The sequence below is a fragment of the Rhizobacter fulvus genome, from assembly GCF_964020785.1.
In genome coordinates this window covers 3810883-3836881 of record NZ_OZ224516.1, presented here as the reverse complement: position 1 = coordinate 3836881, position 25999 = coordinate 3810883, and the positions used below count along the sequence as shown (strand labels likewise).

Annotated in this window: 23 protein-coding genes; 12 read left to right on the top strand and 11 right to left on the bottom strand. The window is 69.3% G+C overall.

Going from position 1 to position 25999, the window contains the following annotated elements; all coding sequences use genetic code 11:
• Positions 1-169: 169 nt before the first annotated feature.
• Positions 170-1273 carry a GNAT family N-acetyltransferase gene (locus tag ACWH49_RS18205; protein WP_448172742.1) on the bottom strand — a complete coding sequence of 368 codons (1104 nt, stop codon included), beginning with the start codon at positions 1271-1273 and terminating at the stop codon, positions 170-172.
• A gap of 254 nt (positions 1274-1527) precedes the next feature.
• On the opposite strand from ACWH49_RS18205, the gene ACWH49_RS18200 reads away from it, so the two are divergent.
• On the top strand, positions 1528-1773 hold the full coding sequence (locus ACWH49_RS18200) for a hypothetical protein (RefSeq protein WP_448172741.1): 246 nt from the start codon (positions 1528-1530) through the stop codon (positions 1771-1773).
• A 9-nt stretch (positions 1774-1782) separates the two neighbouring features.
• On the opposite strand, the gene ACWH49_RS18195 is transcribed toward ACWH49_RS18200, so the two are convergent.
• Positions 1783-2226 (bottom strand): hypothetical protein, encoded by a 444-nt coding sequence (locus tag ACWH49_RS18195; RefSeq protein WP_448172740.1) that lies wholly within the window; start codon positions 2224-2226, stop codon positions 1783-1785.
• A gap of 245 nt (positions 2227-2471) precedes the next feature.
• Between ACWH49_RS18195 and ACWH49_RS18190 the strand changes: the two genes are divergently transcribed.
• From ACWH49_RS18190 to ACWH49_RS18155, 8 genes are all read left to right on the top strand, one after another.
• Positions 2472-2867 (top strand): hypothetical protein, encoded by a 396-nt coding sequence (locus ACWH49_RS18190; RefSeq protein WP_448172739.1) that lies wholly within the window; start codon positions 2472-2474, stop codon positions 2865-2867.
• 163 nt (positions 2868-3030) lie between these two features.
• A complete protein-coding gene (locus ACWH49_RS18185; protein ID WP_448172738.1) occupies positions 3031-4167 on the top strand; it encodes a sensor histidine kinase in 1137 nt (378 codons plus the stop codon).
• 14 nt (positions 4168-4181) lie between these two features.
• Positions 4182-4853: a response regulator transcription factor gene (locus ACWH49_RS18180; protein WP_448172737.1), complete on the top strand. Its 672-nt coding sequence runs from the start codon at positions 4182-4184 to the stop codon at positions 4851-4853.
• A gap of 166 nt (positions 4854-5019) precedes the next feature.
• A complete protein-coding gene (locus ACWH49_RS18175) occupies positions 5020-6123 on the top strand; it encodes an ABC transporter substrate-binding protein (protein ID WP_371262082.1) in 1104 nt (367 codons plus the stop codon).
• A 15-nt stretch (positions 6124-6138) separates the two neighbouring features.
• The gene (locus ACWH49_RS18170; RefSeq protein WP_448172736.1) at positions 6139-7020 is read left to right on the top strand and encodes a branched-chain amino acid ABC transporter permease; all 882 of its coding nucleotides are present in this window, start codon (positions 6139-6141) and stop codon (positions 7018-7020) included.
• An 85-nt stretch (positions 7021-7105) separates the two neighbouring features.
• Entirely contained in the window at positions 7106-7966 is an 861-nt protein-coding gene (locus ACWH49_RS18165) for a branched-chain amino acid ABC transporter permease (protein WP_448172735.1), read from the top strand.
• Positions 7966-8739, top strand: coding sequence for an ABC transporter ATP-binding protein (locus ACWH49_RS18160; RefSeq protein WP_448172734.1), 774 nt, complete (start codon positions 7966-7968; stop codon positions 8737-8739). Before ACWH49_RS18165 ends, ACWH49_RS18160 begins: the two co-directional genes overlap by 1 nt.
• On the top strand, positions 8736-9449 hold the full coding sequence (locus ACWH49_RS18155) for an ABC transporter ATP-binding protein (protein WP_448172733.1): 714 nt from the start codon (positions 8736-8738) through the stop codon (positions 9447-9449). Before ACWH49_RS18160 ends, ACWH49_RS18155 begins: the two co-directional genes overlap by 4 nt.
• A gap of 6 nt (positions 9450-9455) precedes the next feature.
• On the opposite strand, the gene ACWH49_RS18150 is transcribed toward ACWH49_RS18155, so the two are convergent.
• Genes ACWH49_RS18150 through ACWH49_RS18135 form a run of 4 tightly spaced genes read right to left on the bottom strand, consistent with a single transcriptional unit; the run spans position 9456 to position 13675 of the window.
• The gene (locus ACWH49_RS18150; protein ID WP_448172732.1) at positions 9456-11060 is read right to left on the bottom strand and encodes a GMC family oxidoreductase; all 1605 of its coding nucleotides are present in this window, start codon (positions 11058-11060) and stop codon (positions 9456-9458) included.
• Between the two features lie 4 nt (positions 11061-11064).
• Positions 11065-12063: an ABC transporter substrate-binding protein gene (locus ACWH49_RS18145; protein WP_448172731.1), complete on the bottom strand. Its 999-nt coding sequence runs from the start codon at positions 12061-12063 to the stop codon at positions 11065-11067.
• 26 nt (positions 12064-12089) lie between these two features.
• On the bottom strand, positions 12090-12911 hold the full coding sequence (locus ACWH49_RS18140; protein ID WP_056462782.1) for an ABC transporter ATP-binding protein: 822 nt from the start codon (positions 12909-12911) through the stop codon (positions 12090-12092).
• A complete protein-coding gene (locus ACWH49_RS18135) occupies positions 12908-13675 on the bottom strand; it encodes an ABC transporter permease (RefSeq protein ID WP_448172730.1) in 768 nt (255 codons plus the stop codon). Before ACWH49_RS18135 ends, ACWH49_RS18140 begins: the two co-directional genes overlap by 4 nt.
• A 127-nt stretch (positions 13676-13802) precedes the next feature.
• Between ACWH49_RS18135 and ACWH49_RS18130 the strand changes: the two genes are divergently transcribed.
• Both ACWH49_RS18130 and ACWH49_RS18125 read left to right on the top strand, forming a co-directional pair.
• On the top strand, positions 13803-14531 hold the full coding sequence (locus ACWH49_RS18130) for a GntR family transcriptional regulator (RefSeq protein WP_448172729.1): 729 nt from the start codon (positions 13803-13805) through the stop codon (positions 14529-14531).
• The gene (locus ACWH49_RS18125; protein WP_448172728.1) at positions 14528-15676 is read left to right on the top strand and encodes a mandelate racemase/muconate lactonizing enzyme family protein; all 1149 of its coding nucleotides are present in this window, start codon (positions 14528-14530) and stop codon (positions 15674-15676) included. Before ACWH49_RS18130 ends, ACWH49_RS18125 begins: the two co-directional genes overlap by 4 nt.
• 27 nt (positions 15677-15703) lie before the next feature.
• Here the strand turns inward: ACWH49_RS18125 and ggt are convergent, their stop codons facing one another.
• Positions 15704-17674 (bottom strand): gamma-glutamyltransferase, encoded by a 1971-nt coding sequence (ggt, locus tag ACWH49_RS18120; RefSeq protein WP_448172727.1) that lies wholly within the window; start codon positions 17672-17674, stop codon positions 15704-15706.
• Between the two features lie 149 nt (positions 17675-17823).
• Here ggt and ACWH49_RS18115 point away from each other — a divergent pair, with 149 nt between their 5' ends.
• The gene (locus tag ACWH49_RS18115) at positions 17824-20148 is read left to right on the top strand and encodes an NADP-dependent malic enzyme (RefSeq protein WP_448172726.1); all 2325 of its coding nucleotides are present in this window, start codon (positions 17824-17826) and stop codon (positions 20146-20148) included.
• A gap of 21 nt (positions 20149-20169) precedes the next feature.
• On the opposite strand, the gene ACWH49_RS18110 is transcribed toward ACWH49_RS18115, so the two are convergent.
• From ACWH49_RS18110 to ACWH49_RS18095, 4 genes are all read right to left on the bottom strand, one after another.
• On the bottom strand, positions 20170-21183 hold the full coding sequence (locus ACWH49_RS18110) for a PrsW family glutamic-type intramembrane protease (RefSeq protein WP_448172725.1): 1014 nt from the start codon (positions 21181-21183) through the stop codon (positions 20170-20172).
• 17 nt (positions 21184-21200) lie between these two features.
• Positions 21201-24152, bottom strand: a complete 2952-nt coding sequence (locus ACWH49_RS18105; protein ID WP_448172724.1) for a hypothetical protein — start codon at positions 24150-24152, stop codon at positions 21201-21203.
• A gap of 105 nt (positions 24153-24257) precedes the next feature.
• Complete coding sequence (locus ACWH49_RS18100; RefSeq protein WP_448172723.1) at positions 24258-25451, bottom strand: hypothetical protein; 1194 nt, start codon at positions 25449-25451, stop codon at positions 24258-24260.
• Entirely contained in the window at positions 25448-25990 is a 543-nt protein-coding gene (locus ACWH49_RS18095; protein WP_448172722.1) for an RNA polymerase sigma factor, read from the bottom strand. Before ACWH49_RS18095 ends, ACWH49_RS18100 begins: the two co-directional genes overlap by 4 nt.
• Positions 25991-25999: the final 9 nt, after the last annotated feature.

The following is a 25999-nucleotide window of genomic DNA, read 5'->3' as shown; positions in this document are numbered from 1 at the left end:
CCCGGAGAGCGTTGATTTACATAGGGGTGACGCGAAGTCTATCAACGCAGCCGTATACGTACAAACACTATTTCTCGCGCATTCGTAATGCGAAGGTCGGGAGTTCGACTCTTCTCACCGGCACCAGAATCATCGAGGGTCAGCAGGCAGCAGCCCGCTGACCCTTTCGTCATTCTGGGGTTCCGCCCCGAGACCGCAGCACACGCCGTATCCGTTCGAGGTACCGCGCACCGCGGGCCGGCCGGAGCTGCAGGGACCGCTCGCCGGCGACGGCCGCACGGACCGCCCACGACGACCACGCCTGCAGACATTGCAGCCGCATCAACGTCGGCTGGCCGCTGAGCTTGTAGCGCTGCACCGAGCCGCCCCAATCCACGCACTCGATGGCCGGGTCGCCATGCGCTATCCGCAGGATCTCGGCATTGACCACGGTGCCCGGGCTGAACGCCAGCCATTCGGGCGCGGCCCGGTTGGTGTCGACCCAGAGAATGCCGGCCGTGAGCTCGCACAGGGCGAATGCGGCCAGCGCGCCGTCGATGCGCAACGTCAGCAGCCGCACGCGACCCGCGCGCGCGTGCGCACGCACGGTCGTGCCGAACAGCGCTGCCATGCCGCTGTCCTCCAGCGGCGAAGCGCCGAACTGCTGGAGACTGCGGCGGCGGTGAATGTCGATCATCTCGTCGATGGCGTGGTCGATCACGTCAGGGTCGACCGTCCACTTCAGGTCATACCGGTGACCGGAACGGACGATCCGGTTCAACGCCTTCGCGACCGCCGAGCGTGTGTTGCGCGTCAAGTAAGAAGTGATCGGATCGCCGGGTACGAAGCAGACGCGCGCCCGTGGCGCGGTGCGCCAGACCACGGCCAGGCGAAGATGCCGGACCAGCGCGGCCAACGTCGGGTCGCCGAACGGCAAATTGGCGACGTACAGCGACCAGGGCCGCCGCAGTTCGCCGAGCGCTTGGGCCAACGCCACAGCGAGGAGGTCCGCAGCGTCGGAGTCGATCGCCGGCAGGCCCTGGGCCGACCCTCGATAGCCGGCGGTTTCGAGACGTTCGATGCCGAGGCGGCGGCTGCGCGCGAACACGGCGCCCGCCACCGGTTCGCGCTGTCGCGTGATCAGCACACCCCATGGCTCGACCTGAAGGTGTTGGGCGAACCACGGCTCGATCGTCCCCGAGCGCGTCGCCGGCGGGGCGTCGACCCGTTCTAGCAGGATGTCGAGCGGCGCCCGCAGACGCGACAGGTCGGCACGCGTGGCGATCCAGTGCATGCCGCTGCACGAGTCATCAGGATCTGCACCTTCTCGTGACATGTCGCCCCTGCCGGTCGCCAGCAGAATATCCGAGCGAGACAGTCTCGGGCGCGAAGTACGTTTTGAAACGAATCGCTGGCGATCAACCCGCCGGCCCCCGCGCATCCGGGCCTTCGAGCGCCACGGGGTCTCAGCAATCTTTTCGACAATTGAAGTGCGATTTGTCCGCTTTTCGACCTTTTGCCGCCGCGCGGCGCGGCCATCATGCGGCCATGCGCACCATCCGCGTCTCTGACCCGTTTCCCCCTGGCAAGCCGCAACGCAAGCTCGAGTGGGGCACGAGCGCCTGGGCGGCGGATTCATGCCTGGTCGAGTGGTCGAAGCTGGAACGCGAGTGGCTCGGCCCGATGCCGACGCCGCGCCCGGCGCGCCGACGTTCAGGCTACGAGATCCCGCTCGCGTTCTGGCTGGCAGTGCTGGCGTTCGCGCTCGGACTGACCTGGATGATCGTCGGCTGACGCCGCGCGTCAGTCGTTGCCGCGGCCCTTGCCGTGCCCGTTGCCGCGGCCGTGCCCGCGGTCATCGTGCTTGTCGTGCTTGTCGTGCTTGTCCCAGCCCTTGTGGCGGCCACGATTCCAGCCCGAGTGCTCGTGCTCGTAGCGTTCCCGCACCCACTGGTCGCGAACGAAGTAGACCGGCTGGCCGCAGGCGTTGTAGCGCCCGCAATAGCGGCGCCAGTTCTGCTGGTGTGCAGGCGGCACGTACAGGTAGACCGGCGCGGCCTGGACGGCGACGCGGGGCGGCGCGATCAACACCGGTTGGGGCATGACGAGGGCGGGCCGGGGCACGTCCCCGATGTTGATGCGGCCGTAGACGCCCGGCTGGTTGATGCCGATCGATACGCCGACCTGGGCCGTGGCGGCGCCGACGGCGCCGCCGGTCAACAGCAGAACCGCAAGAATCTTCTTCATGACTTCTCCAATCGGATGGTGGTGTTCGAACAACGCAGCGGCCCCCTGTTGAGCCGACCGCGAGGGCACGTCTATTGCCCCGTGCGCACATCCTGACGGCATTTATGCACGGTAGCGCCTGCATTCGTGCGTAAGAGGACAACTCCTACACGCACCGGCGCCGCACACATCGCACCAGCAATCGATTTCGCCGTGTAATGGCAACAGACACGCGCAGTTTCCCGGCGTGCAGGGAGGTGGTTCTCGTGTCGGTGCTCGCAGGACTGTTCGACGACCTGAACAACATGAGCCTGGTGCAGCTGTTGCTGGCCTTCACGGCCTGCATGTCGGCCGCGTTGGCCCTGGGGAACCTGCTCACGCCGCGGGCGCGCTGGTTTGCAACTGCGGCAGCGCTGGCCAACACGGTGGCATTCGTCGCCATCAGCCCGTCCTGGCCAAATGCCGTGATGCTCACGGCGATCGCCGTCGGAGGGCTCGGCGTGTTCACGGCCACCGTCCTGGTATTGACTCGGCTGGTCGGCCTGGCGCCGCGCGACTTCGACGCCAACCTGCGGACCGATTCGGTCTGGCCAGCCGATGAACCAGCGGCCTCCTCGGCTTCGCGGGCACGGGCACGCGCCAACCGCATCGCGTCGACCTGAATCGCTTCACGACAAACAGGGCGTTGACAACTGTTGTCAAACTTCCTATGGTCCGTGAAGGGATACCAAAACTATCACGATAGAAGCAACGGCTCCGGTTGACGAGCAATGCGACCTCGCGTTGCGTGGACCGCCGGTCGGGGTCGGCCGCGAATCGCTCTCCATGAACTGTGTCGATGGCACTCGATCCGAGGGGCCGCCTTCTCCGGGCGCGCCGGAGTCGTGCGTCAACGGAACGCCCGCGGATCGGGACGAGAGCGAACGCCGCCTGCGCCTCGCGCTGCAGGCCTCGGGCCTGACGCTGTGGGACTGGGACGTCGTCAACGACCGAATTCCCTGGACGCCCGCGCTGTGCGCGCTGACCGGGCTGGAGGCCCAGCGCTTCGACGGCAGCCGCGCGGGCCTGCTCAAGCTGGCGCATCCCGATGATCGCCCGCGTCTGTCGGCAGCACTGGACCGTGCGCTCGCCGGCCCGCAGGAATTCGACATCGAGTACCGCATCGTGCGGCCCGACGGCGCCGTGCGGTGGGTGGCGGAGCACGGTCACGTACTGCGCGACGCGCACGGCCGGGCGCTGCGCATGATCGGCACCCTGGCCGACGTCACCCGGCGACGGCACACCGAAGACGCGCTGCGAGAAGTGCGGGTCAGCGCCGCCGAGGACGAGCGGCGCCGCATCGGCCACGAGTTGCACGACACGTTCGGACAGCAGTTGTCGCTGATGCTGCTGCAGCTGTCCACGCTGCGGCGTCAGATCGAGCAGCAACCGGCCGCGCACCCTCACCTCGCGCAGATCGACCGCCTCTACCGCACCGCGCACGAGCTCGACGAGGCGCTCGACCAGATCGAGTCGCAGCTGCGCCCACCGGCGCTGGGCGAACTCGGTCTCGAAGCGGCACTGGTCCACACGGCCCACGCCTGGACGGCCGACTCGGGCATCCCGATCGCGTTGCACGACGTCGGCCTGCAGGACCTGCGCCTGCCGCCGTTGATGGAGACAACGGTCTACCGGGTGGTCCAGGAGGCGCTGGCGAACGTGCGGCGCCATGCACGCGCCCAGCGCGTGGTGCTGAACATCGAGCGCGATGACGAGGAGTTGCGGGTGTCGATCGCCGACGACGGCCGCGGCTTCGAGCAGGCGGTGGCGGCGGCGGCGCCGGCGCGAACGCGCCACCTGGGGCTCGTCGGCATGCGGGAGCGCGCCGCGCTGGTGGCGGGTGCCCTCGAGATCCAGAGCGAACCCGGCCACGGGGTGACGGTCACCTTGCGCATCCCGCTGGATGGACCACCGGTTCATTGACAAGGGGAATGGACATGTCCTTGCTGACCATCCTGCTGGCCGACGACCACGCGATGCTCCGCCAGGGGCTCGCGGCGCTGATCGAAGCGGAACCCGACATGCATGTCATCGCCGAGGCCGCGGACGGGCGCGAGGCCATCGCGATGGCCCGCCTGCATTTGCCGAACGTCGCGGTGATCGATGTCTCGATGCCCGGGGTCGATGGCATCGAGGCGACGACCCAGATACGGCGCCAGTGCCCCATGGTGGGGGTGCTCGCGCTGACGCGCCATGCCGACCCGATCTACATGCGCCGGCTGCTGCGGGCCGGCGCCAGCGGCTACGTCCTCAAGCGTTCCGGCGCGGACGTGCTGATCGGCGCGGTGCGCGCCATCGCCGCGGGCGGCACCTACGTCGAGCCGGCACTGGCCGACGGCATCGTCGCGCCGGGCTTCGCACCAGCGGCCGGTACGCACCGCCCCGCGCCGCGGCGCCACGAACTCACCGAGCGCGAGGAACAGGTGTTGCGGCACATCGCCTGGGGCCGCAGCAACAAGGAGGTGGCGGCGCAGCTGGGCATCAGCATCAAGACGGTCGAGGGGTACAAGGCCGAGGCGCTCGCCAAGCTGGGCTTGCGCAGCCGCTCGGACATCCTTCGCCACGGCCTGTCGCGCGGCTGGATCTCGGACGACGCGAGCCCGCCCTGAGGCGCTGCCGGCGTCGGGGTGGCGCCGGGCGGATAAACTACGCGGTTGTTCGGCAGCCCCGCCGACTGCGCCCACGTTGCGCTTCACCTTCACCGGAGACCAGAGAATGACTCGTTCCGTCACCTTGCAGCGCCATGCGCTGATCGCGGCATTGGCCGCCGCCGGCATGGTCGCATCGGCATCCGCCGCCGACATCAAGATCGGTGCCGCGGAGGCGCTGTCGGGCCCGGCCGGCCAGTACGGCCAGTCGATCAAGAACGGCTTCCAGCTCGCCGTCGACGAGATCAACGCCGCGGGCGGCGTCAAGGGCGACAAGATCGCGCTGCAGTTCGAGGACGAGGCCGGCAAGAAAGAGCAGGCGATCGACGTCTTCAAGAAGCTGATCTTCCAGGACAAGGTGCTGATGGTGTTCGGCCCGACGCTGTCCAACTCGGCCCAGGCCGCCGACCCGATCGCGCAGGCCGCCAAGACCGTGGTGTTCGGCACCTCGAACACCGCCGACGGCATCACCTCGATCGGCGACTACGTGTTCCGCAATTCGGTGACCGAGGCCGATGTGCTGCCCGAGACGCTGCGCGTCGCGATCAAGCACGCCAAGATCAGCAAGGTCGCGGTGCTCTACGGCAACGACGACGTCTTCACCAAGAGCGGCTACGACGCCTTCAAGAAGGCCCTCGAGACGCTGAAGGTGCCGGTCACGACGACCGAGACCTTCGCCAAGGGGGACGTCGACTTCAAGGCCCAGCTCACCAAGATCAAGGCCAGCGGTGCCGATGCGATCGTGCTGTCGGCGCTGATCGCCGAAGGCGCACCGATCATGGTGCAGGCGCGCCAGCTCGGCATGAACATGCCGGTGATCGGCGGCAATGGCATGAACTCGGTCAAGATCTTCGACCTGGCCAAGGACAAGAGCGACAACCTCTGGGTCGGCAGCCCGTGGGCGCTGGGCAACCAGACGAAGGAAAACACGAAGTTCGTCGTCGCCTACACGCAGAAATACAAGTCGGCACCTGACCAGTTCGGCGCGCAGGCGTACGACGCGATGAACATCGTCGCCGCGGCCCTCGGCAAGATCAAGCTGTCCGGCAACCTCGAGGCGGATCGCAAGGCGCTGCGCGACGCGCTGCCGACCGTCACCCACACCGGCGCCACCGGCCCGTTCAAGTTCCGCCAGGCGATGGGCAAGGACGGTAAGCCGGCCGGCTACGACGCGCAGCAGGCGGCGATCGTGTCGGTCACGCAGGGCGGCAAGTACTCGATCGAGAAGTAAGAAGACGCCCCCGCGATGCTCGAACAGCAACTCGTCAACGCACTCTCGCTGGGGTGCGTGTACGCGCTGTTCGCGCTCGGGTTCACGCTGGTGTTCGGCGTGCTCGGCGTGATCAACCTGTCGCACGGCGCGATCTTCATGATCGGCGCCTACGCCGCGCTCGAGGTGGTCACGCGCCTGTCGTTCCCGCTGTGGGCCTCGCTGGTGGCCGCATTCTTCATCGCGGGCGGCTTCGGTCTGGCGATCGACGTCCTGGTGCTCAAGCCGCTGCGCAAGCGCAATGCGCCGCACCTGATCCCGATGATCGCGACGATCGGCCTGGCGATCTTCTTCAACAGCGCGTCGCAGGGCGTGTTCGGCGCCGAGAACCTGCGCTTCCCGAGCGACCTGGTGCCCGACCAGCAACTCCACTTCGCCGGCGTGCAGATCAGCGTGCTCGAGGTCGCGATCATCGTGCTGTCGTTCGCGTTGATGGCCGCGTTGCTGCTCGTGATGCGCAAGACGCAGCTGGGCCGCGCGCTGCGCGCGATCGCCGAGTCGCCTAAGGCCGCGATGCTGCTGGGCATCAACGTCGAAGGCCTGTTCTACCTGACCTCGTTCACCGCGGCCGCGCTCGGCGGCATCAGCGGCGTGCTGATCGCCCTGTACTCGAACGCGGTGTTCCCGCTGATGGGCCAGCCGATGCTGCACAAGGGCATCGCGGTCATCATCCTCGGCGGCATGGGCGACATCCGCGGCGCGCTGATCGGCGGGCTGTTCCTCGGCTTCGCGGAAGTGATGTCGGTCGCATACATCGGCTCGACGATGCGCGACGCGGTCGCCTTCGGGCTGCTGTTCATCGTGCTGCTGCTGCGCCCTCAAGGCATGTTCGGCAAAGTGCTCGAACGCAAGGCGTGATGAGCGCCCCCACGTCGCTTCGCTCCTGCCCCCCGAGGGGGCGCAGGCCTGCCCTCGGGGCGGCCCGGCGGGAGGCCTGAACCCGATGGCCTGGTTCGACAACTTCTGGCAGATCTACAGCAACCTGGTGCTCACGATCGGCATCAACGCGCTGCTGGCGCTGTCGATCTGGCTGACGCTGTCCTGCGGGCTGCTGGCGATGGCGAACGCCGCCTTCATGGGCATCGGCGCGTACACCGCGTCGATCCTGACGATGAACTACGGCGCGCCCTTCCCGCTCGCGCTGGCCGGCGGCATCGCGGCGCCGACCCTGGTCGCGCTGCTCATCGGCGGGCCGACGCTGCGGCTGTCGGGCGTCTACCTCGCGATGGCCACGCTCGGCTTCGGCGAGGTGGTGCGCGTGATGATCCTGAACGCCGAATCGCTGACCGGCGGCGCGCTCGGGCTGAACGGCATTCCGCAATCCACGCAGTGGTGGCATGTCGTCGTCGCGCTCGTCGTGACGCTGCTCGTGCTGTGGCGCCTCCGCCGCTCGCGCATTGGCCGCGCGTTCGAGGCGATCAAGGAAGACGCGGTCGCCGCGTCGCTGATGGGCATCGGCGTCAACGCCCACAAGATGCTCGCGTTCGCGCTCGGCGCCAGCATCGCCGGGCTGGCGGGCGCCTTGAACGCGCACCTGACCTTCTTCATCGGGCCGAGCGAATACGGCTTCGACCGCGGCGTCGACATCCTGACGATGGCGATCCTCGGTGGCACCGGCGGCCTGACCGGCCCGGTGCTGGGCGCGCTGATCATCACGCTGCTGCCCGAACTGCTGCGCGGCTTCAAGGACTTCCGCACGATGATCAACGGCGCGATCCTGGTGCTGATCGTGCTGTTCCTGCCCAAGGGCCTGTGGGACCCGCAGCGCGTGCGGCAATGGTTCGGCAAGCGGGGGGCACGCTGATGCTGAAGCTGACCGGCGTGTCCAAGCGCTTCGGCGGCCTGAGCGTGCTGCAGGACGTGTCGTTCGAGGTGGCGCAGGGCCAGGTCTTCGGCCTGATCGGCCCGAACGGCGCCGGCAAGACGACGGTGTTCAACCTGATCACCGGCCTGCTGGCGCCCAGCGGCGGCTCGATCGAGTTCCGCGGCGCGAGCCTGGTCGGAGTCAAGCCCCACCAGATCACGCGCCTGGGCCTGGGCCGCACGTTCCAGAACATCCGCATCTTCAAGGAGATGACGCTGATCGAGAACGTCGTCGTCGGCATGCACGCGCACCTCGACTACGGCGTGGCGAGCTGGCTGTTCTCGCTGCCGGCGTTCCGCGCCCGCGAGCAGCAGGCCTGCGAGCGGGCGCACGAGCTGCTCGGCTGGGTCGGCCTCGATGCCAAGGCCTTCGACACCGCGGACAACCTCTCGTACGGCGACCAGCGCAAGCTCGAGCTGGCGCGCGCCCTGGCCACGCAACCGAAGCTGCTGCTGCTCGACGAGCCGGTGGCCGGCATGAACAGCGGCGAGAAGGTCGCGTTGATGGAGGTGATCACCAAGATCGCGCAGCGCGGCTTCACCGTCTTCATGATCGAGCACGACATGCGTTTCGTGATGGGCCTGTGCGAGCGCATTGCGGTGCTGAACTTCGGCAAGATCATTGCCGAAGGCACGCCGGAGCAGATCAAGAACAACCCGGACGTGATCGAGGCCTACCTCGGGCGGGATGACGACTCGGAGGTCGCCGCGTGACCGCTCTCCTCGAAGTGCGAGACCTGCAGGTCGCCTACGGGCACATCGAGGCGGTGCAAGGCATCAGCTTCGATGTCCATGCCGGCGAGATACGCACGCTGGTCGGCGCCAACGGTGCGGGCAAGTCGACGACGTTGCTGGCACTGTCCGGCCTCGTCAAGCCGAAGGCCGGTTCGATCCGCTTCGAGGGCGAGGAACTGACCGCGCTGAAGACGCACCAGATCGTCGAACGCGGCCTCGTGCAGGTCGCGGAGGGACGCGCGATCCTGACGACGCTGACGGTGCGCGAGAACCTGGAACTGGGCGCCTACCGTCGCCAGGACCGCGCCGCGATCGCCAGCGACCTGGAGCGCGTGCTGACGCTGTTCCCGCGCCTGAAGGAGCGGCTCGACGGCCTCGCCGGCAACCTCTCCGGCGGCGAGCAGCAGATGCTCGCGATCGGCCGCGCGCTGCTCGCCAGGCCGCGCCTGCTGCTGCTCGACGAGCCCTCGATGGGCCTGGCGCCGATCATCGTGCAGGACATCTTCCGCACGCTGCGCGAGATCAACGCCGACGGGCTGACGATCTTCCTGGTGGAGCAGAACGTGAAGCAGGCACTGAAGATCGCGCAGCACGGCTACGTGCTGGAGAGCGGCAAGATCGTGCTCGACGGCAGCGGTCCGGCGCTGCTGAACGACCCGAAGGTGCTGGCCGCCTACATGGGCGGCTGATCCCGATCAACGGCCGGCGCGCACCAGCGCCGCGCCCTTCTCGGCGATCATCACCGTCGCGGCGTTCGTGTTGGTCGACACCATCGTCGGCATCACCGACGCGTCGATCACACGCAGCCGTTCGACGCCGCGCACCCGCAGCTGCGCATCGACCACGGACGCTGCGTCGCCCCCCATCCGGCAGGTGCCGACCGGGTGGAACACCGTGCCCCCCTTTTCGCGCGCGAAGGTTTCCAGCTCGGCGTCGCTGCGCAGCGCGGTGCCCGGCAGGTACTCCTCGCCGGTCACCAGGCCGCGGAAGGCCGGCTGCGCGTAGATCTCGCGCAGGATCTTCAGGCCCGACACCAGCACCTTGATGTCGGCCGGCGCGGTCAGGTAGTTGGAGACGATGCGCGGCGCGGCGAACGGGTCGGTCGAGCGGATCTCGACGCTGCCACGCGAATCGGGCCGGCACTGCGCGGCCGAGGCCGAGAACCCGGAGAACCGGTGCAGCGGGTCGCCCGGCTTGTCGACCGAGAGCGGCATCACGTTGAACAGCACGTCCGGCCGGCCGCCCTGCGCGTGCTCGCTGCAGACCAGCCCGCCGACCTGCCCCGCGCCGACGGTCAACGGTCCGCGCTGCTGCAACGCCCATTGCAGCCCCATCTTCGCCAGACCGAACGGGCTGCGGACCTGGTCGTTCAGCGACATGCGCTCGCGCAGCTTGACGATCACGCGCGCCTGGTAGTGGTCCTGGAGGTTGGCGCCGACCTCCGGCGCATCGACCTGCACCGGGATGTCCAGCGACTGCAGCAGCGCGGCCGGCCCGATGCCGGAGAGCTGCAGCAGCTGCGGCGACTGCAGCGCGCCGGCGGACAGGATCACCTCGGCATCGGCACGTGCGCTTGCGGCCTGCCCGTCGCGCAGCCACTCGACGCCGACCGCGACGCCCTGCTCGATCAGCACGCGAGAGACCTGCACGCCGGTCAGCACGGTCAGGTTCGAGCGCGCGCGCGCCGGTTGCAGGAACGCGGTGGCCGCATCGCAGCGCCAGTGGCCGCGCAACGTGAGCTGGTAGGCGCCGAGCCCGTCGTCATCGGCTCCGTTGAAGTCGGCGTTGCGCGGGTAGCCCGCCTGCACGCCGGCCTCGAGCCAGGCAGCGCAATACGGGTGGTCGTTGCGCAGGTCGGCCACGTCGAGCTCGCCGGCGTCGCCGTGGTATTCGTTCGCACCCTTCTCGTAGCGTTCGGAGCGCTTGAAGAACGGCAGCACCGCGCGGTAGTTCCAGCCCTCGGCGCCGCGCGCGGCCCAGTCGTCGAAATCCGCATGCTGGCCGCGGATGTAGAGCAACCCGTTGATCGCGCTCGAGCCGCCGAGCACGCGGCCGCGCGGCCAGCGGATCGTGCGGTGGCAGGTCGCCGCCTGCGGCTCGACCTCGAACTGGCGCGAGACCCGCGGGTCGTAGATCGAGCGGAAGTAGCCGACCGGCAGGCGCAGCCAGAACTGCCCGCCCTCGCCACCCGCCTCGAGCAGCAGCACGCGCACCGCAGGGTCCGCACTCAGGCGGTTCGCGAGCAGGCAGCCGGCCGAGCCCGCGCCGACGACGATGTAGTCGTACCCGCCGGCGTCCACCGAGCTACCCCTTGACCACGCCCAGGTACGGTTTCGTGTCGAAGTATTGCGCCGCCTTCTGCGCGTTCGGGATGTTCCCGGTTTGCACGAAGAAGTCGGTCACCTGCTGCAGCCAGCCGGTCACGGTGCCATCGGCGTACTTGGCGCGCCAATCGGCCGAGCTGTAGTAGCGCGACGCCTTGGACTGCTCGCGGAAGTCGGCCAGCGGCACCTGCGGGTACTGCTTCTGCACCACCTCGGTCGCGGCGTCGAAGTTGCCGACAATGCGGTCGTTCGCCTCGACCCAGGCGGCGATCAGCTTGTTGATCGTCGCGCCGTTCTTCTCGTAGAAGTCGTTGCGCGCGGCCCAGCCGCCGACGATCGCCGCCTGCGGGAAGAACGCCGACGCGTCGACCAGCTTCACGGCGCCGGGCAGCTTGTCCTTCACGGTCGAATCGAACGGCACCCACAGCGCCACCGCCGGCACCGCGCCCGAGATGAACGAAGTCACCGCCTCGGCCATGCGCTGGTTGACGATCTGCACGTCCTTGGCCGGGTCGAGCTTGGCCGAGCGCAGCGCGCGGTCGAGGAACACGTGCGCGGTGGTGCCGGTGGTCGTCGAGATCTGCTTGCCCTTCAGGTCGGCGAGCGTCTTGATGCCCGAGTCGCCACGCACCCACAGCTGCGCGGTCGCGTACTCGATGTTGTTGATCAGGAAGACCTTGCCCTGGCCGCGCGCCGGGAAGTTGGACACCACCGCGCCGGTCGACAGCACGTCGAGGCTGCCGCCGATCATGGCCTGGAACAGCTCGAGGCCGGTCGTGAACTGGATCAGTTCCAGCTCCAGGCCCTGCTTCGCGAACGCGCCCATCTGCTGGCCGAGCCAGATGTGGCTGTCGACCGCGGGCGTGTGCAGGTAGCCGACCTTCAGCTTGGTCGCGCCCTGCGCATACAGCGGCGCACCCAGGCCGGCCACGGTCGCGCCGGCTGCCGCCTGGATCAGGGTTCTGCGTTGGATCGTCATCGTCGTCTCCTTCGGTTGTTCGGGGGTCAATCGGACAGGCGCACGGCCTGCTTCGCCTGCGCCGCGTACTCTTCCATCACGAGCTCGCGGATCTGCGAGCGCAGCGCGGCGAAGCGCGGGTCTTCATGCACGGCTTCGGCGCGCGGGTAGCCGAACGGCACGTCGATCACGGTGCGGATGCGCGCCGGACGGGCGGTCACGACGACGATGCGCGAGGACAGGTAGATCGCCTCGTCGACCGAGTGCGTGATCAGCATCACCGTCTTGCCCTCGGCCTGCAGCACCTGCAGCAGCAGGTCCTGCATCGCCGTGCGGGTCTGCGCATCGAGTGCGCCGAACGGTTCGTCCATCAGCAGGAACTGCGGCTTGACCGCGTAGGCGCGTGCCAGCGCGAGGCGCTGGCGCATGCCGCCGGACAGGTGCTTCGGAAAGTGGTTCGCGAAGTCGCCCAGCCCCATCAGGCCCATGTATCGCTCGGCGGTGGCGGCGCGCTCGGCGGCCGGCACGCGGTTGGCCGCGAGCTTGAGTCCGAACTCGATGTTCTGGCGCACCGTGAGCCACGGGAACACGCCGTATTCCTGGAAGATCACGCCGCGGTCCGGGCCCGGGCCGGCGACCGGCTGGCCGTCGAGCAGCACGCGGCCCGAGGTCGGCTGCACGAACCCGCCGAGGATGTTCATCAGCGTCGTCTTGCCGCAGCCCGACGGGCCGATCACCGAGACGAACTCGCCCTGGCGGATGTCGCAGCTGACGCGGTCGAGCACGCGCATCGGGCCGTGCGCGGTCGGGAAGTCGACCGAGACGTCCTCGAAACGGATGCGCACCGGAGCGTCGGCCACGGCGCTCATGCGAGCCGGTCCTGCCAGGCCACCAGGCGCCGGCTCGCGACACGCAGCAGCAGGTCCATCGTCAGCGCGATGAACCCGATGCAGATGATGCCGACGTAGATGATGTCGAGCTGGAAGAACGACGACGCGTTCTGGATCAACGCACCCAGCCCCTGCTGCGCGGCGATCAGCTCCGACGCCACCAGCGTGGCCCAGGCGACGCCGAGCGCGACCCGGATCGCGGTCAGGATGTGCGGCACCGTCAGCGGGATGATCACCTTCGCGAAGATCTCGGCGTCGCTCGCGCCGAGCGTGCGCGCGACGCGGATGAAGATCGGGCTGATCTGCGCAATGCCTTCGTACATCACGATCACGCCGGCGAAGAACGACGCGTAGAACAGGATCACCGTCTTCGCGACCTCGCCGATGCCGAAGTAGACGATCACCAGCGGGATCAGCGCGATCGGCGGCAGCGCGCGGAAGAAGTTGATCACCGGATCGACGAAGCTGCGCAGGCCCTTGTACCAGCCGAGGCAGAACCCCACCGGCACCGCCAGCGCGACACCGAGCGCCACGCCGATCACGACCCGCCGGGTCGACATGAAGATGTCGATCGCGAGTCGGTCGCGCATCAGCTCCACGAACTTGGCCGCGACCTCGTGCGGCGCCGGTACCAGCGCCGGCGGCACCAGCCCGCTGGCGCGCACGCCGTACCAGGCCAGCACGATCAGCAGCCAGGGGGCGAACAGCAGCAGGAGACGCAGGAGTCGGGTCGAGGGGCGCATGGTGGTTCGGTGGCGACGCGCGGGCGTGCGGCGCTTGCCGGGGGGTATCGTCTAATCGTACTATCGACCATACGTTAGGACAAACGAAGATCTCCTCGAAAGCTTCCTCGGTTTCCCGTAGTTCACGATGAACGTCAGCTTCGCCACGAGCGGCCCGCCCCGCTACCGCCAGCTCGCCGACCTGCTGCGCCAGCGCATCGCGCGCGGCACCTGGCCGAGCGGACACCGCCTGCCCTCCCTCGACGAACTGGTCGGCGAATTCGGCGTCGCGCGCGTCACGGTGCGCCAGTGCATCGACGTGCTGGCGCGCGAGGGCCTGGTCTCGCCGCAGCAGGGCCGCGGCACCTTCGTCACCGGCCGGCCGAAGGACGAGCGCTGGTTCAATGTCTCCACCACGCTCGATGCGCTCGCCGAACTGACCCACGACACCGAGCCGCGGCTCGTCGCGATCGACGAATCGCCCCCCGCGCCGCCGCCGCTGCGCTCGGACGACGGCACGCCGGCGCCGAAGTACGTGTTCATGCGCCGCATCCATGCCCGCGCCGGCGAGCCCTACTGCGTGATCAACATCCACCTCGACCGGCGCATCTTCAAGCGCCAGGCCAGGCGCTTCCGCGCCGAGACGGTGATCCCGCTGCTGCTCGCGATGAAGGACGTGACGATCGCGCGGGCCCGCCAGGTGCTGACGATCGGCACCGCCGACCTCGAACTCGCCGGCATGCTCGGCATCGCGATGAACGCGCCGGTCGCCGAAGTCCGGCGCGTGTTCACCGACGCCGACGGCACCGTGATCTACCTCGCCGAGGTGACCTACCGGGCCGATGCGATCCACGTCGAGATGGACCTGAAACCATGACCGCGCTGCCGCGCCCGGCGCTGCGCATTGCGCGCGTCGAGCCGTTCGTGTTCCGCGCGCCGATCGCCACGCCGGTGCGCACCTCCTTCGGCACGATGCACGACCGGCCGGCGCTGTTCGTGCGCGTCACCGACGTGGACGGTGCGCACGGCTGGGGCGAGGTCTGGTGCAACTTCCCGGCCTGTGGCGCCGAACACCGCAAGAACCTGATCGATACCGTGCTGGCGCCGCTGCTGGTCGCGCTGCCGCACATCGACGGGCCCGAGGCGGCCTTCGAGCACCTGAGCGCGCGCAGCGCCGTGCTCGCGATCCAGTCGGGAGAGCCTGGCCCGCTGGCGCAGGCGATCGCCGGCATCGACCTCGCGCTGTGGGACCTGGCCGCGCGGCGTGCCGGGCAGCCGCTGTGGCGCTACCTGGGCGGCACCGGCGACCGCGTCGACGTCTACGCGAGCGGCATCAACCCCGATGGCGCACACGAAACCGCCGCCCGGATGCTGGCGAGCGGACACCGGGCGTTCAAGCTCAAGATCGGTTTCGGCACCGACCGAGATCGCGCGAACCTGCGCGCGCTGCGCGCGACGCTCGGCGATGGCCATCGCTTGATGGTCGACGCGAACCAGGCCTGGACGCTGGCCGAGGCGCTCGCGATGGCACCGCAGCTCGCGCCGTTCGCGCTCGGCTGGCTCGAGGAACCGCTGCGCGCCGACCGCCCGTGGACCGAGTGGCAGACGCTGCGCGACGCCTGCCCGGTGCCGTTGGCCGGTGGCGAGAACCTCGCCGGCGCAGCCCGGTTCGACGCCGCGCTCGCGGCCGAGGTGTTCGCCGTCGTGCAACCCGACGCCGCCAAGTGGGGCGGCATCTCCGGCTGCTGGCCGGTGATCGCCGCAGTGCAGCGCGCCGGTCGAACCTACTGCCCGCACTACCTGGGCGGCGGCATCGGACTGCTCGCGTCCGCGCACCTGCTGTCCGCCGTCGGCGGTGCGGGCATGCTGGAGATCGATGCCAACCCGAACCCGCTGCGCAGCACGTTGAGCGGGCCGCTGGCGTCGATCGACGATGGCCGCGCCCGCCTCGGCGAGGCGCCGGGCATCGGCCTCGTGCCCGATCTCGCGCAGCTGCGCGACGCCTGCCGCGCGGCCGCCTGACGACGGCGGCGCGGCCGGTTCATGCCGTCACGGCGTGAACGTGTCGCCGAGCACCAGCCCCTCGCGCCGCGGATCGGCACCGCCCTGCAGCGCGGGCGCGCCGCCCGACTGCACCCGCAGCACCGTGCCGATGCCGCTCGATTGCGCCGAGACCGAGACGGTGTGACCCATCGCGCGCAGCCCGGTCACCAGCGGATCGGCCGCGCCGCTGTTCGCGGCCGAGACGTTCGGGTGCTCGCCGCCGACGTTCGTGGTCGGGCTGTTCGCCGCGCCGAAGTCGATCATCGAGGTGGCCTGCTGCGCATCCAGCCCCCAGTCGAGCACGCCGACCAGTGTCTTGACGACGTACTGGATGATCGTGCTGCCGCCGGGCGAACCGGTGCCCATCACGAAGTCGCCCTTGCTGCCGTCGGCCGCGATGTTGAACACCAGAGTCGGCGCCATCGAGCTGCGCGGGCGCTTGCCGGCCTGCACGCGGTTGGCGATCAGCGCGCCGGTGCCATCGGTCGGGCTCGCCGAGAAGTCGGTCAGCTGGTTGTTCAGGATGAAGCCGCGGGTCATGTGGAACGACCCGAAGCCGCTCTCGACCGTGGTGGTCATCACCAGCGCAATGCCGTCCTTGTCGACGATCGTCATGTGGGTCGTGCCGCTTTCCGGCGTGCGGTCGACGCCCAGCGGCACCGGGCCGAGGTTGCCGGCCAGCGCGGTGCCCATGCTGGTCGAGAAGCTGATCAGGTCGGCCCGGCCGCGCAGGTAGGGCTTGTTCAGCAAGGTGTCCGCACTGCCGCCGGGCAGCGGTTGGAAGTCGGTGTCGGCGATGTACTTGTCGCGGTCGGCGTAGGCGAGCCGCTCCGATTCGCTCACCAGATGCACGCCCATCACCTGCGGTTTGCCGCCCTCGAGGTCGAGCGCGGTCGGCTTGTACAGGCCGAGGTTGAAGTTCTCGAGCACGCCCAGTGCAGAGGCGACCGTGATGCCGCCCGACGACGGCGGCGGCATGCCGCAGACCCAGTACGCGCGGTAGGTGGTGCAGATCGGCTCGCGCTTCTTGGCCTGGTAGGCGGCGAGATCGGCCAGCGTGAGCTTGCCCGGGGTGATCGCGCTGCCATCGGCGGCGCTGGTCGTGATCGCGGTCTTGTCGACGATGGCCTGCGCGATCGGGCCGGTGTAGAGCGCGTCGGCACCATTGTTCGCGATCGTGGTCAGCGTGTCGGCGTAGGCCGGGAGCTTCAAGATGGTGCCGAGCGGCTTGGCGGTCAGGTCGGCGTTCAGGTAGGTCGCGGTGGCGTCGGCGTCGCGCAGGAAGTTGGTGCGTGCGCCGGCGATCGCGTCGGCCATCCGGCCGCTGATCGCGAAGCCGTCGGTCGCGAGCTTGATGCCCGGCGCGAACAGGTCCTTCCACGGCAGCTTGCCGTGATCCTTGTGCGCCAGGTCGAGCATGCGCACGGCACCGGGCACACCGATCGAGCGGCCGCTGGCGCGCGCGCTCGGCTTCGGCGTCGTCTGATCCGTCGCGTCGTCGATCCAGCGCAGGTAGTTTTCCGTCGCGGTGGCCGGCGCGGTCTCGCGGCCATCGTAGGACTGCACGGTCTTGGCCTTGGCGTCGTAGTACAGCATGAAGGCGCCACCGCCCAGGCCGCTGGATTGCGGCTCGACCAGGCCCAGCACCATCTGCACCGCCACCGCTGCGTCGGCGGCCGTGCCGCCGCCCTTCAACACGTCGCAGCCGGCCTTGCTGGCCAGCGGGTTGGCGGTGACGACCATGTAGTTCTTCGCATGGACCGGCTTGTAGCCCGTGCGGTAGCCCGATGACGGCTCGGGCGCCGCCGGATCGCCGGGCAGGCCGGAGCCGACGACGACGCTGCCCGTCGTGTTGGTCACGGCGCAGACGGTGTCCACGGGATCGTCCCCGCCACCCCCGCAGCCGACGAGCACGAACGCCGCGCCTGCGGTGAGCAACAGGGTCGAGGCCTGCGGCACGAATCGTTTCATTTGCATGGTCCTTCTCCTTTGGATGTCGGGCCATTCTGGTCGCCCGCCGGTGGGCCGCGATTCGGGCTTTCCAGCGGTTGCCATGCCCGGGGCGATGGAGCACCATGGTCGTTGTCATCCCCCTTACCGTCCCATTTGCATTGCGGAGCGCCGCCTTGAAAAAGAACACCACCGAACTCTCGACCGCCGAGAGCGCCCTGCGCGACGCCGCACTCGAATACCACCGCACGCCCGTGCGAGGCAAGATCGCCGTGGTGCCGACCAAGCCGCTGAGCAACCAGCGCGACCTGTCGCTCGCGTACTCGCCCGGCGTCGCCTATGCCTGCCTCGCGATCGAGGCCGATCCGTCGCTGGCGGCCGAATACACCTCGCGCGGCAACCTGGTCGGCGTGGTCACCAACGGCACCGCGGTGCTCGGCCTGGGCGACATCGGCCCGCTGGCGGGCAAGCCGGTGATGGAGGGCAAGGGCTGCCTGTTCCAGAAGTTCGCCGGCATCGACGTGTTCGACATCGAGCTCGCCGAGCGCGACCCGGACAAGCTGGTCGAGATCATCGCCGCGCTGGAGCCGACACTGGGCGGCGTGAACCTCGAGGACATCAAGGCGCCCGAGTGCTTCTACATCGAGAAGAAGCTGCGCGAGCGCATGAAGATCCCGGTGTTCCACGACGACCAGCACGGCACCGCGATCATCTCCGCCGCGGCGCTGCTGAACGGGCTGGAACTGGTCAACAAGCAGATCGGCGAGGTCAAGGTCGCGGTGTCGGGCGCGGGTGCCGCAGCGATCGCCTGTCTCGATCTGATGGTCGAACTGGGCGTCTCGCGCGCCAACATCTTCGTCTGCGATTCCAAGGGCGTGGTCCACGACCGCCGCGAGGACAAGCTCGATGCGTCGAAGCAGCGCTATGTGCAGAAGACCGCTGCGCGCACGCTGGCCGACGTGATGGACGGCGCCGACGTGCTGCTCGGCTGCTCGGCCGCCGGGGCGGTCACGCAGGACATGGTCAAGAGCATGGCGCGCCAGCCGATCATCCTCGCGCTCGCCAACCCCGAGCCCGAAATCCGCCCCGAGCTCGCCAAGGCGGTGCGGCCCGATTGCATCATCGCGACCGGCCGCTCCGACTACCCGAACCAGGTCAACAACGTCCTGTGCTTCCCGTACATCTTCCGCGGCGCGCTCGACAGCGGCGCGACCTCGATCACCGAGGCGATGAAGGTCGCCTGCGTGCGCGAGATCGCCGACCTCGCGAAGGCCGAGATCAGCGCCGAGGTCGCCTCCGCCTACGCCGGCCGCGAGTTGCGCTTCGGCCCCGACTACCTGATCCCGACGCCGTTCGATTCGCGCCTGATCCTGCGCATCGCGCCAGCCGTGGCGAAGGCCGCCGAAGCCTCGGGCGTCGCGACCCGGCCGATCGCCGACATGGAGGCGTACCGCCAGTCGCTGACCCGCTTCGTCACCCACACCGGCATGTTCATGCGGCCGGTGTTCGGCGCCGCCAAGGCGTCGCCGAAGCGCATCGCGTATGCCGAAGGCGAGGACGAGCGCGTGCTGCGCGCGGTGCAGATCGCGCTCGACGAGAAGCTGGTCAAGCCGATCCTGATCGGCCGGCCGGCGGTGATCGCGGCGAGGGTCGAGCGCGCCGGGCTGCGGCTGCAGGCGGGGCGTGATTTCGAAGTCGTGAATCCGGAGGACGACGCCCGCTTCCGCCAGTACTGGGAGACCTACCACCGTCTGAACGCGCGCGACGGCGTCACGCCCGACATGGCGAAGGCCGCCGTGCGCCGCTCGAACACGACGATCGCCGCGCTGATGGTGCACCTGGGCGACGCCGACGGCATGCTGTGCGGGCTGGTGGGCCGCTACGAGAACCACCTCTCGCACATCGACGAGGTGATCGGCAAGCGCAAGAGCGCGCAGGTCTATGCCGCGCTGAACGCGCTGATGCTGCCGAAGCACACGCTGTTCATCACCGACGCGTATGTCAACGACGACCCGAGCGCCGAGCAGCTCGCCGACATCGCCGCGATGGCGGTCGAGGCGGTGCAGCATTTCGGCCTGCCGCCGCGGGTGGCGTTCCTCTCGCACTCGGCCTACGGCAGCAGCAAGCGGCCCTCGGCGCGCAAGATGCGCGCCGCCCGCGACCTGTTCGTCGCGCGCATGCCCGACGTGCCGGCCGACGGCGAGATGCACGGCGATCTCGCGCTCGACGAGACCATGCGCGAGGCGGCGATGCCCGATTCGACGCTGACCGGCAGCGCCAACGTGCTGGTGCTGCCGAACCTCGACGCCGCCAACATCCTCTACAACGTGCTGAAGATGACCGGCGGGCAAGGCGTGACGGTCGGGCCGATCCTGCTCGGCGTCGCCGCGCCCGCGCACATCCTGACGCCCGCCGCCACGGTGCGCCGTGTCGTCAACATGACGGCGCTCGCGGTCGCGCACGCCGGCGCGCTGGAGCAGCGGCGCCACGAGAACGGCTGAGCGCGGAGCCGCCCGCCGGCGTCAGTCGGCGAGCGAGTAGATCTGCGACAGCGCCTTGCGGCGCATGGGCAGCAGCGGGTGCAGCGCCAGCATGCCGGTGCGGCCGATGCTGGCCTCGAGGTAGTGCAATTCGTCGAACTTGGCGCGGGTCTCGTCGTCGAGCGTCGGCTCGAAGCCGTTCTCGCGCATCATCAGCACGCCCTTGGCGCGCAGCGCGAGTTCGGTGAACAGGCCCAGGTAGCAAAGCAGGTCCGCGACCACCGGGCCGCGGAAGTGGCTGCGCAGGTCGTGCAGGTAGCGACCCGCCGGCGAGGCGGCGAGTTCACCCGAGTGGATCAGCGCGAGGAGCTGCGTGTCGGCGTCGAAGCCGCGGCCCAGCCAGTCGCCCAGCGTGCGCTCGCCGCGGTGGAACGCGAACAGCAGCAGCGGCGGCACCACGACCAGCACGGCCAGCGTCGCAACCTTCGGCGCCTCGGTCAGGTGGTTGAACGCGGCGTGCAGCAGCACCGCCACCGCGAAGCCGGGCAGTGCCGCCAGCAGGCCGCGCCGCTCGTCGCGCTCGGTGACGGCGAGGCCTATCATCGCGACGATCGCAGTCGCGCCGCCGTGCATGATCGCGGTGCCGAAACCGCGCACCACCCAGGTCGACCAGACGGCGTCCTGCGCGTGCCACAGCACGTACAGGTTCTCGATCAGCGCAAAGCCGCAGCCGACCGCAAAGCCGAGGATGGCGGCATCGACCAGGAAGCCGATGCGGTGGCGCCGGATGAGCAGCACGACCACGACCGCTTTCAACGCCTCCTCGACGACCGGCGCGACGTAGCGGCTGTACGTGAATGGCTCGATCGCGATGCGGCCGAGCAACGCCTGGTTGACGAAGAACGCGAGCACCGCGGCCGCCACGCCACCGAGCAGCACGACGACGACGAGGCCCGGCCGCACGAGCTGGTAGCTGTCGAGCCAGAACAGCGTGGTCAGGAAGCACAGCACCGGCAGCAGGCACAGCAGCGCGGCGATCAACGACGTGGACAGCATGGACCGGTGCGCGCTCCCTACATGATCTTCAGCGAGACCATCCACTCGTGCCCGGTGCGGCCACCGCGCTCCGACCCCACCGCGACGCCGGCCGACAGGATCATCTCGTACCAGTGCAGCACGCTGAAACGCAGGTCGAGCTGCGTGCCGATGCTCGTGTAGCGCTTGCGCAGCGTCGCGCGGCCGGGGTCGGTCCAGAGCGCGCTGGCGAACACCGCCGGCCGCAACCAGGTGGCATGGAAGCCCGGCATGCCGGCCGACTCGAACACCAGCGGCGGCAGGTTCCACTCGACCATCTGGCGCACGAACGACAGGCCGGCGATCTCGTTGAGGCGGAAGCCGGGCATCGCGTCGTAGTCGCGGTAGCGCTTGACCTCGCCGTCGTCGATGCGGTTGTTGCCGAAGCCGCCGAAATAGAAGTTCGCGAGCGGGTTGCTGCGGTCGCCGCTGGCGGCGCCGAACGCGGTGCGCGACCAGACCGACGAGTGCCCCCACGGCAGCGCGTAGCCCGCGTCGACATTGCCGCGCAGCTGCGGCGTGGTGCGGCGCTGCGCGAGGCTGGCCGACAGCACGCCGGTCGCGCGCACGCCCTTCTCGTCGTCGACGCCGCCGAGCGAGCGCCGCACGTCGGTGAAGTACAGGCCCGCCGACGCGGTCGTCAGCCGCGTGAAGCCGCTCGAGACGTTCTGGTAATCCGGCAGCGTGTCGATCTTGTCGAAGTACGCGAGGTCGAGCTTCAGGTCGAGGCGGCGCGGCTCGTCGAAGACCAGCGGCTGGTCGTAGCCCAGCCTCACCGCCAGGCCCTTGCGGCTGCGCTTGGTCGGGCCGGAGAGGTCGTAGAAATCGGAGCGGTTCCACGACAGCGCGCCGCGCCAGCCGAGGTAGCGGGCGTCGATCTGCACGTGCGCGCGCTCGTCCTGCTTCAGCGCCGCATCCGGCGTGTAGGCGGCGGTGATGCCGACGTGCGCGAAGCCGAGCAGGTCGTCGATGTTGGCGTGGTAGCCGACGCCGACCGCGTCCTTGTAGCCCTGCAGCACCGGGTAGGCGCTCTGCAGTTGCAGCTGCTGCAGCGGCGCGTAGTGGCCGCGCCGCGTGACCAGCTTCTCGTCGTCGACCGTGCTCGGCGGCGGCACCTGCCAGCGCGTGACGACCGGGTGGCGCGCCGCCAGCTCGGCGCCGAGGAAGCGCACCGCGCTCACGTCCTCGAGCGGGCGCGGCGTGACCACGCTCGGCACGAAGCCCTGGCCGGTGAAGTTCAGCACCATCAGCCGGCCGTCGTCGGTCGGCACGGGGCGGAACAGGCCGGTCTCGGCATTCGTCACCGCGTCGGTCTTCCCGGTCGCGACCTCGTAGCGGAAGATGTTCGACGCCCCGGTGTAGTAGCTGCTGCCGTAGAGATAGCGGCCGTCGCGCGAGAACACGAAGCCCTCGGGCGCGGCCTGGCCGAAGCGGAATTCGCTGACCTGCTCGAGCCGGCCTTCGAGCAGTGGCGCGAGCGTCCAGACCCGCACGAACTGGTCGCCGTGGACCTCACTGACCGACGCCGAGACGCGCAACCCGTCGGGCGACACGTCGAGGTCGGTCGGCACCACGCCGTAGGGGAAGGTGTGGAGCTGGTTCCACTCGGTGTACGGGTACGGGATGCGCACGATCGTGGCCAGGCCGTTCTGATGGCGCACGCCGAGCAGCGAACGGTCGGCAGCGTTGAACACCAGCTCGCCGATGCGCGCGTCCTTCAGCAGCGGCGTGGTCTTGCCGGTCACGACATCGAGCGCGACGAGGTCGCGGTACGCGAGGTTGTCGGTCGTGAAGAACGCGGTGCGGTGCGCCGGGTCGTAGGCGAATGCGGTCACCGAGTAGAGCATCGCGCCCTTGATGTCGGCCAGGCGTCGCACCGCGCCGGTCTTCGTGTCGATCGCGCCGACGTGCTCGACCACCCCGGGGTAGCGGAACGCGCCGTATAGCGTGCCGCTCGCCTCGTCGAAGTAGGTGCGCGAGCTCGAGCCGACCGCCACCGGCACCAGCGCCCGCAGCGGCGTGATCGGCTGCTTGCGCACCTCGACGAGGTTGCGGCGCTGGAACTCGCGCTCGAACGCCACCCACTCGCGCCAGGCGGTGTCCAGCGGCATCCCGAACACCTGCTGGAACTGGTCGGCGTAGTGGCGCAGGCTGCCCTCGTCGCGGCGCAGCCACTCGACCACTTTCTCTGGCGTGTGCGCGTAGGCGAGCCAGGTGATGAAGCGCGTGCCGTACAGGTAGGCGTTGGCACCGACCTGGAAGTCGATCCGCACGCCGCGCGACTCGAGCCCGAGCGGGTCGTGGAACGGGGCGTCATCGCGCACCATCGCGCGGAACACCATCTCGTCGTAGCCGCCCTGCGCGCGGCCGAGGCCGCCGCCCATCCAGGTCTCCATGAACACGGCCGCGCCTTCGAGCAGCCAGCGCGGCACGTTGAAGCGCGGCACGGTGAGGTAGCTGTACAGCAGCGTTTCGGGGTGCTTGGGCTGCGGCGGCACCTTGCCGAGCAGCAGGCCGCGCCAGCGGCGGTCGGCGGCGGTGGCGATGTCGGTGGTCGCCAGGTGGACCAGCTCGTGGTTCATCAGCGAGTACATGCGTTCGCTGCTCGGGTTGGTCTCGAACGCGTTCGAGGCGGGCGAGACCTCGACCCGCAGCGTGTTGAACGGCATCGGCGTCGCGCCGGCGTTACCGTAGTCCGAGAAGTCCTTCAGCATCACCGTGACCGGCTGCGACGGCACCCAGCCGAAGCGCTCGCGCTGCCAGCGCAGCGAGTTGGTGAAGGTCTGGATCGTGTGCGGCAGCAGGTAGTCGAGCGTCGGGGTCTGGTAGATCAACCGCAGGTCGGGCGTCTCGACCATCCCGAGCCCGAGCGGGCTGTCGTCGGCGGCCGTGGCTGCGGCGGTGGCGCCGAACATCAGCGCGGCGAGAAGGACGATCGGGCCTGGGCGCAAACAACGACTCCTGGTGACGCCAGCCGCGAAGGATACCGATATTCGTTACCAAATGAAAACCGCCGGCGCGGGGCCGGCGGTTTCACCTCCCTGCGGATCGGTGGTTTATTGAGCGACGCGCTCCGCCACTGAGCGATCCATCCGCGCCCGTTCGAGCTGCGCCTTGCTCGCCTCGACCCGCTGCAGCATCAGCGCGGCCTCCGCCTTGCTGGGGACGCGCGACGCGTCGGTGCTCATCAGCACGCGACTCGCCTCGACATTGGCCAGGACTGCCTGCGCGACCGCCGGGGTGCTCATCGCCATGCGGCTGGCCTCGACGCTCTGCAGGATCTGGCGGCTCGCATCCATCTTCTCGGCCATCGCACGGGCCAGGTCGGTGCGCTGCGCGACGCTGAGGTTGACGCGGGCGTCGGCGCTCTGGGTGCGCTCGGCCGCGGCCGTCAGCGCCGCGACCATCGCGGCCTCGCGGACGGCGGCGGTCGCGGTCTTGTCGGCGGCCACGGCTTCCAGCGCGATCCGGCTCGCGGCGACGTTCTCGAGCATCATCTTCGCGAGTGCCTGGTTCTCGACCGTCGCCCGCGCCGCCTCGATGTTGCCGAGCATCGTACGACTGGCGTCCGGGCTGCGCGCCAGCACCTGCGCCAGCATGCGGAAGCTCGCGTCCTGCGACAGCGACTGCATCTGCGGGTCCTTGATGGCCTTGTCGAAGCCGTCGTTCTGCATCAGCTGCGCGATCGTCTGGTCGCCGAGCTTGACCGGCTCGCTCGTCGCCTGCGGCGCGCGGTAGCGCTCGGCCGGCGCGATCGTGCCGGTGACGTCCTGGCTCTTCGGCGGGTAGTCGAACGCGATCAGCGCGACGCCGATCGCCAGCACCGCCACCGCGCCACCTGCCCACAGCCTGCGTTGGGAGCCCGTACGTGCTTGTTCGCTCATGTTCTCTCTCTCCTGATGCGGACCCGGCCGGTCGTGCGGACGGATGGTTGCTCGAAGCCAGGACCTCGCGCTACGATGTTCTGGTGCCCTGTACCCAATTACGTCGTCACGGTCGAAAAGTTGGTTCGCTTCGCGCGATGTCGAAAAATGCGGTGCGGCGGCCGCGGTGATCGAGGCGACCAGCCCTTCCGGCGGCGACGCCTGCGGCACCCGGTCGAGCGCCACGAACAGGCGCTGCCACTGCGCGAACTCGGCGCGCGCGGCCGCGTCCGCCGCGAGCCGCTGCTCCAGTTCGCGCTGCTCCTCGGGCGAGGCGGCGCCTTCCAGCACGGCCTGGATGCGTTCGACGAACTCGTGATGGGTCATGACAGGTCACCCAGCAGGCCGCGCAGCCGGCGCCGCGCGTCGAACAGGCGGGACTTCACGGTCTTCTCGTTCAGGTCGAGGATCTCGGCGATCTGCTCGTAGCTGCAGTCGGAGAAGTGGCGCAGCGTCAGCACGACGCGGTCGTTGACCGACATGCTCATCACGCTGCGGCGGATGCGGGCGTTCATCTGCGCTTCGCTCAGAAGCGCCTCGGGGCCGTGCCCGTCGAGGTCGGGGAGGTCGATCTCGTCGTCGAGCGGCGCTTCGCGTCGGCCACGGCGCAGCAGGTCGAGCGACTCGTTGACGGCGATGCGGTAGAGCCAGCTGAACAGCTTGTACTGCGGGTCATATCCGTCTCCTCGTTCGACGATGCGCAGGAACACCGTCTGGGTCACGTCGCTCGCGTCCTCGGCCCGGCGCAGGATCGCCAGCGCCGCGTTGTAGATCGGCCGCTGGTAGCGCACCACCAGCGTGGTGAACGCCTCGCGGTCGCCGACGCGGAAGCGCGCCAGCAGAGCCCGGTCGTCGTCGTCTTCCACAAGTACGGG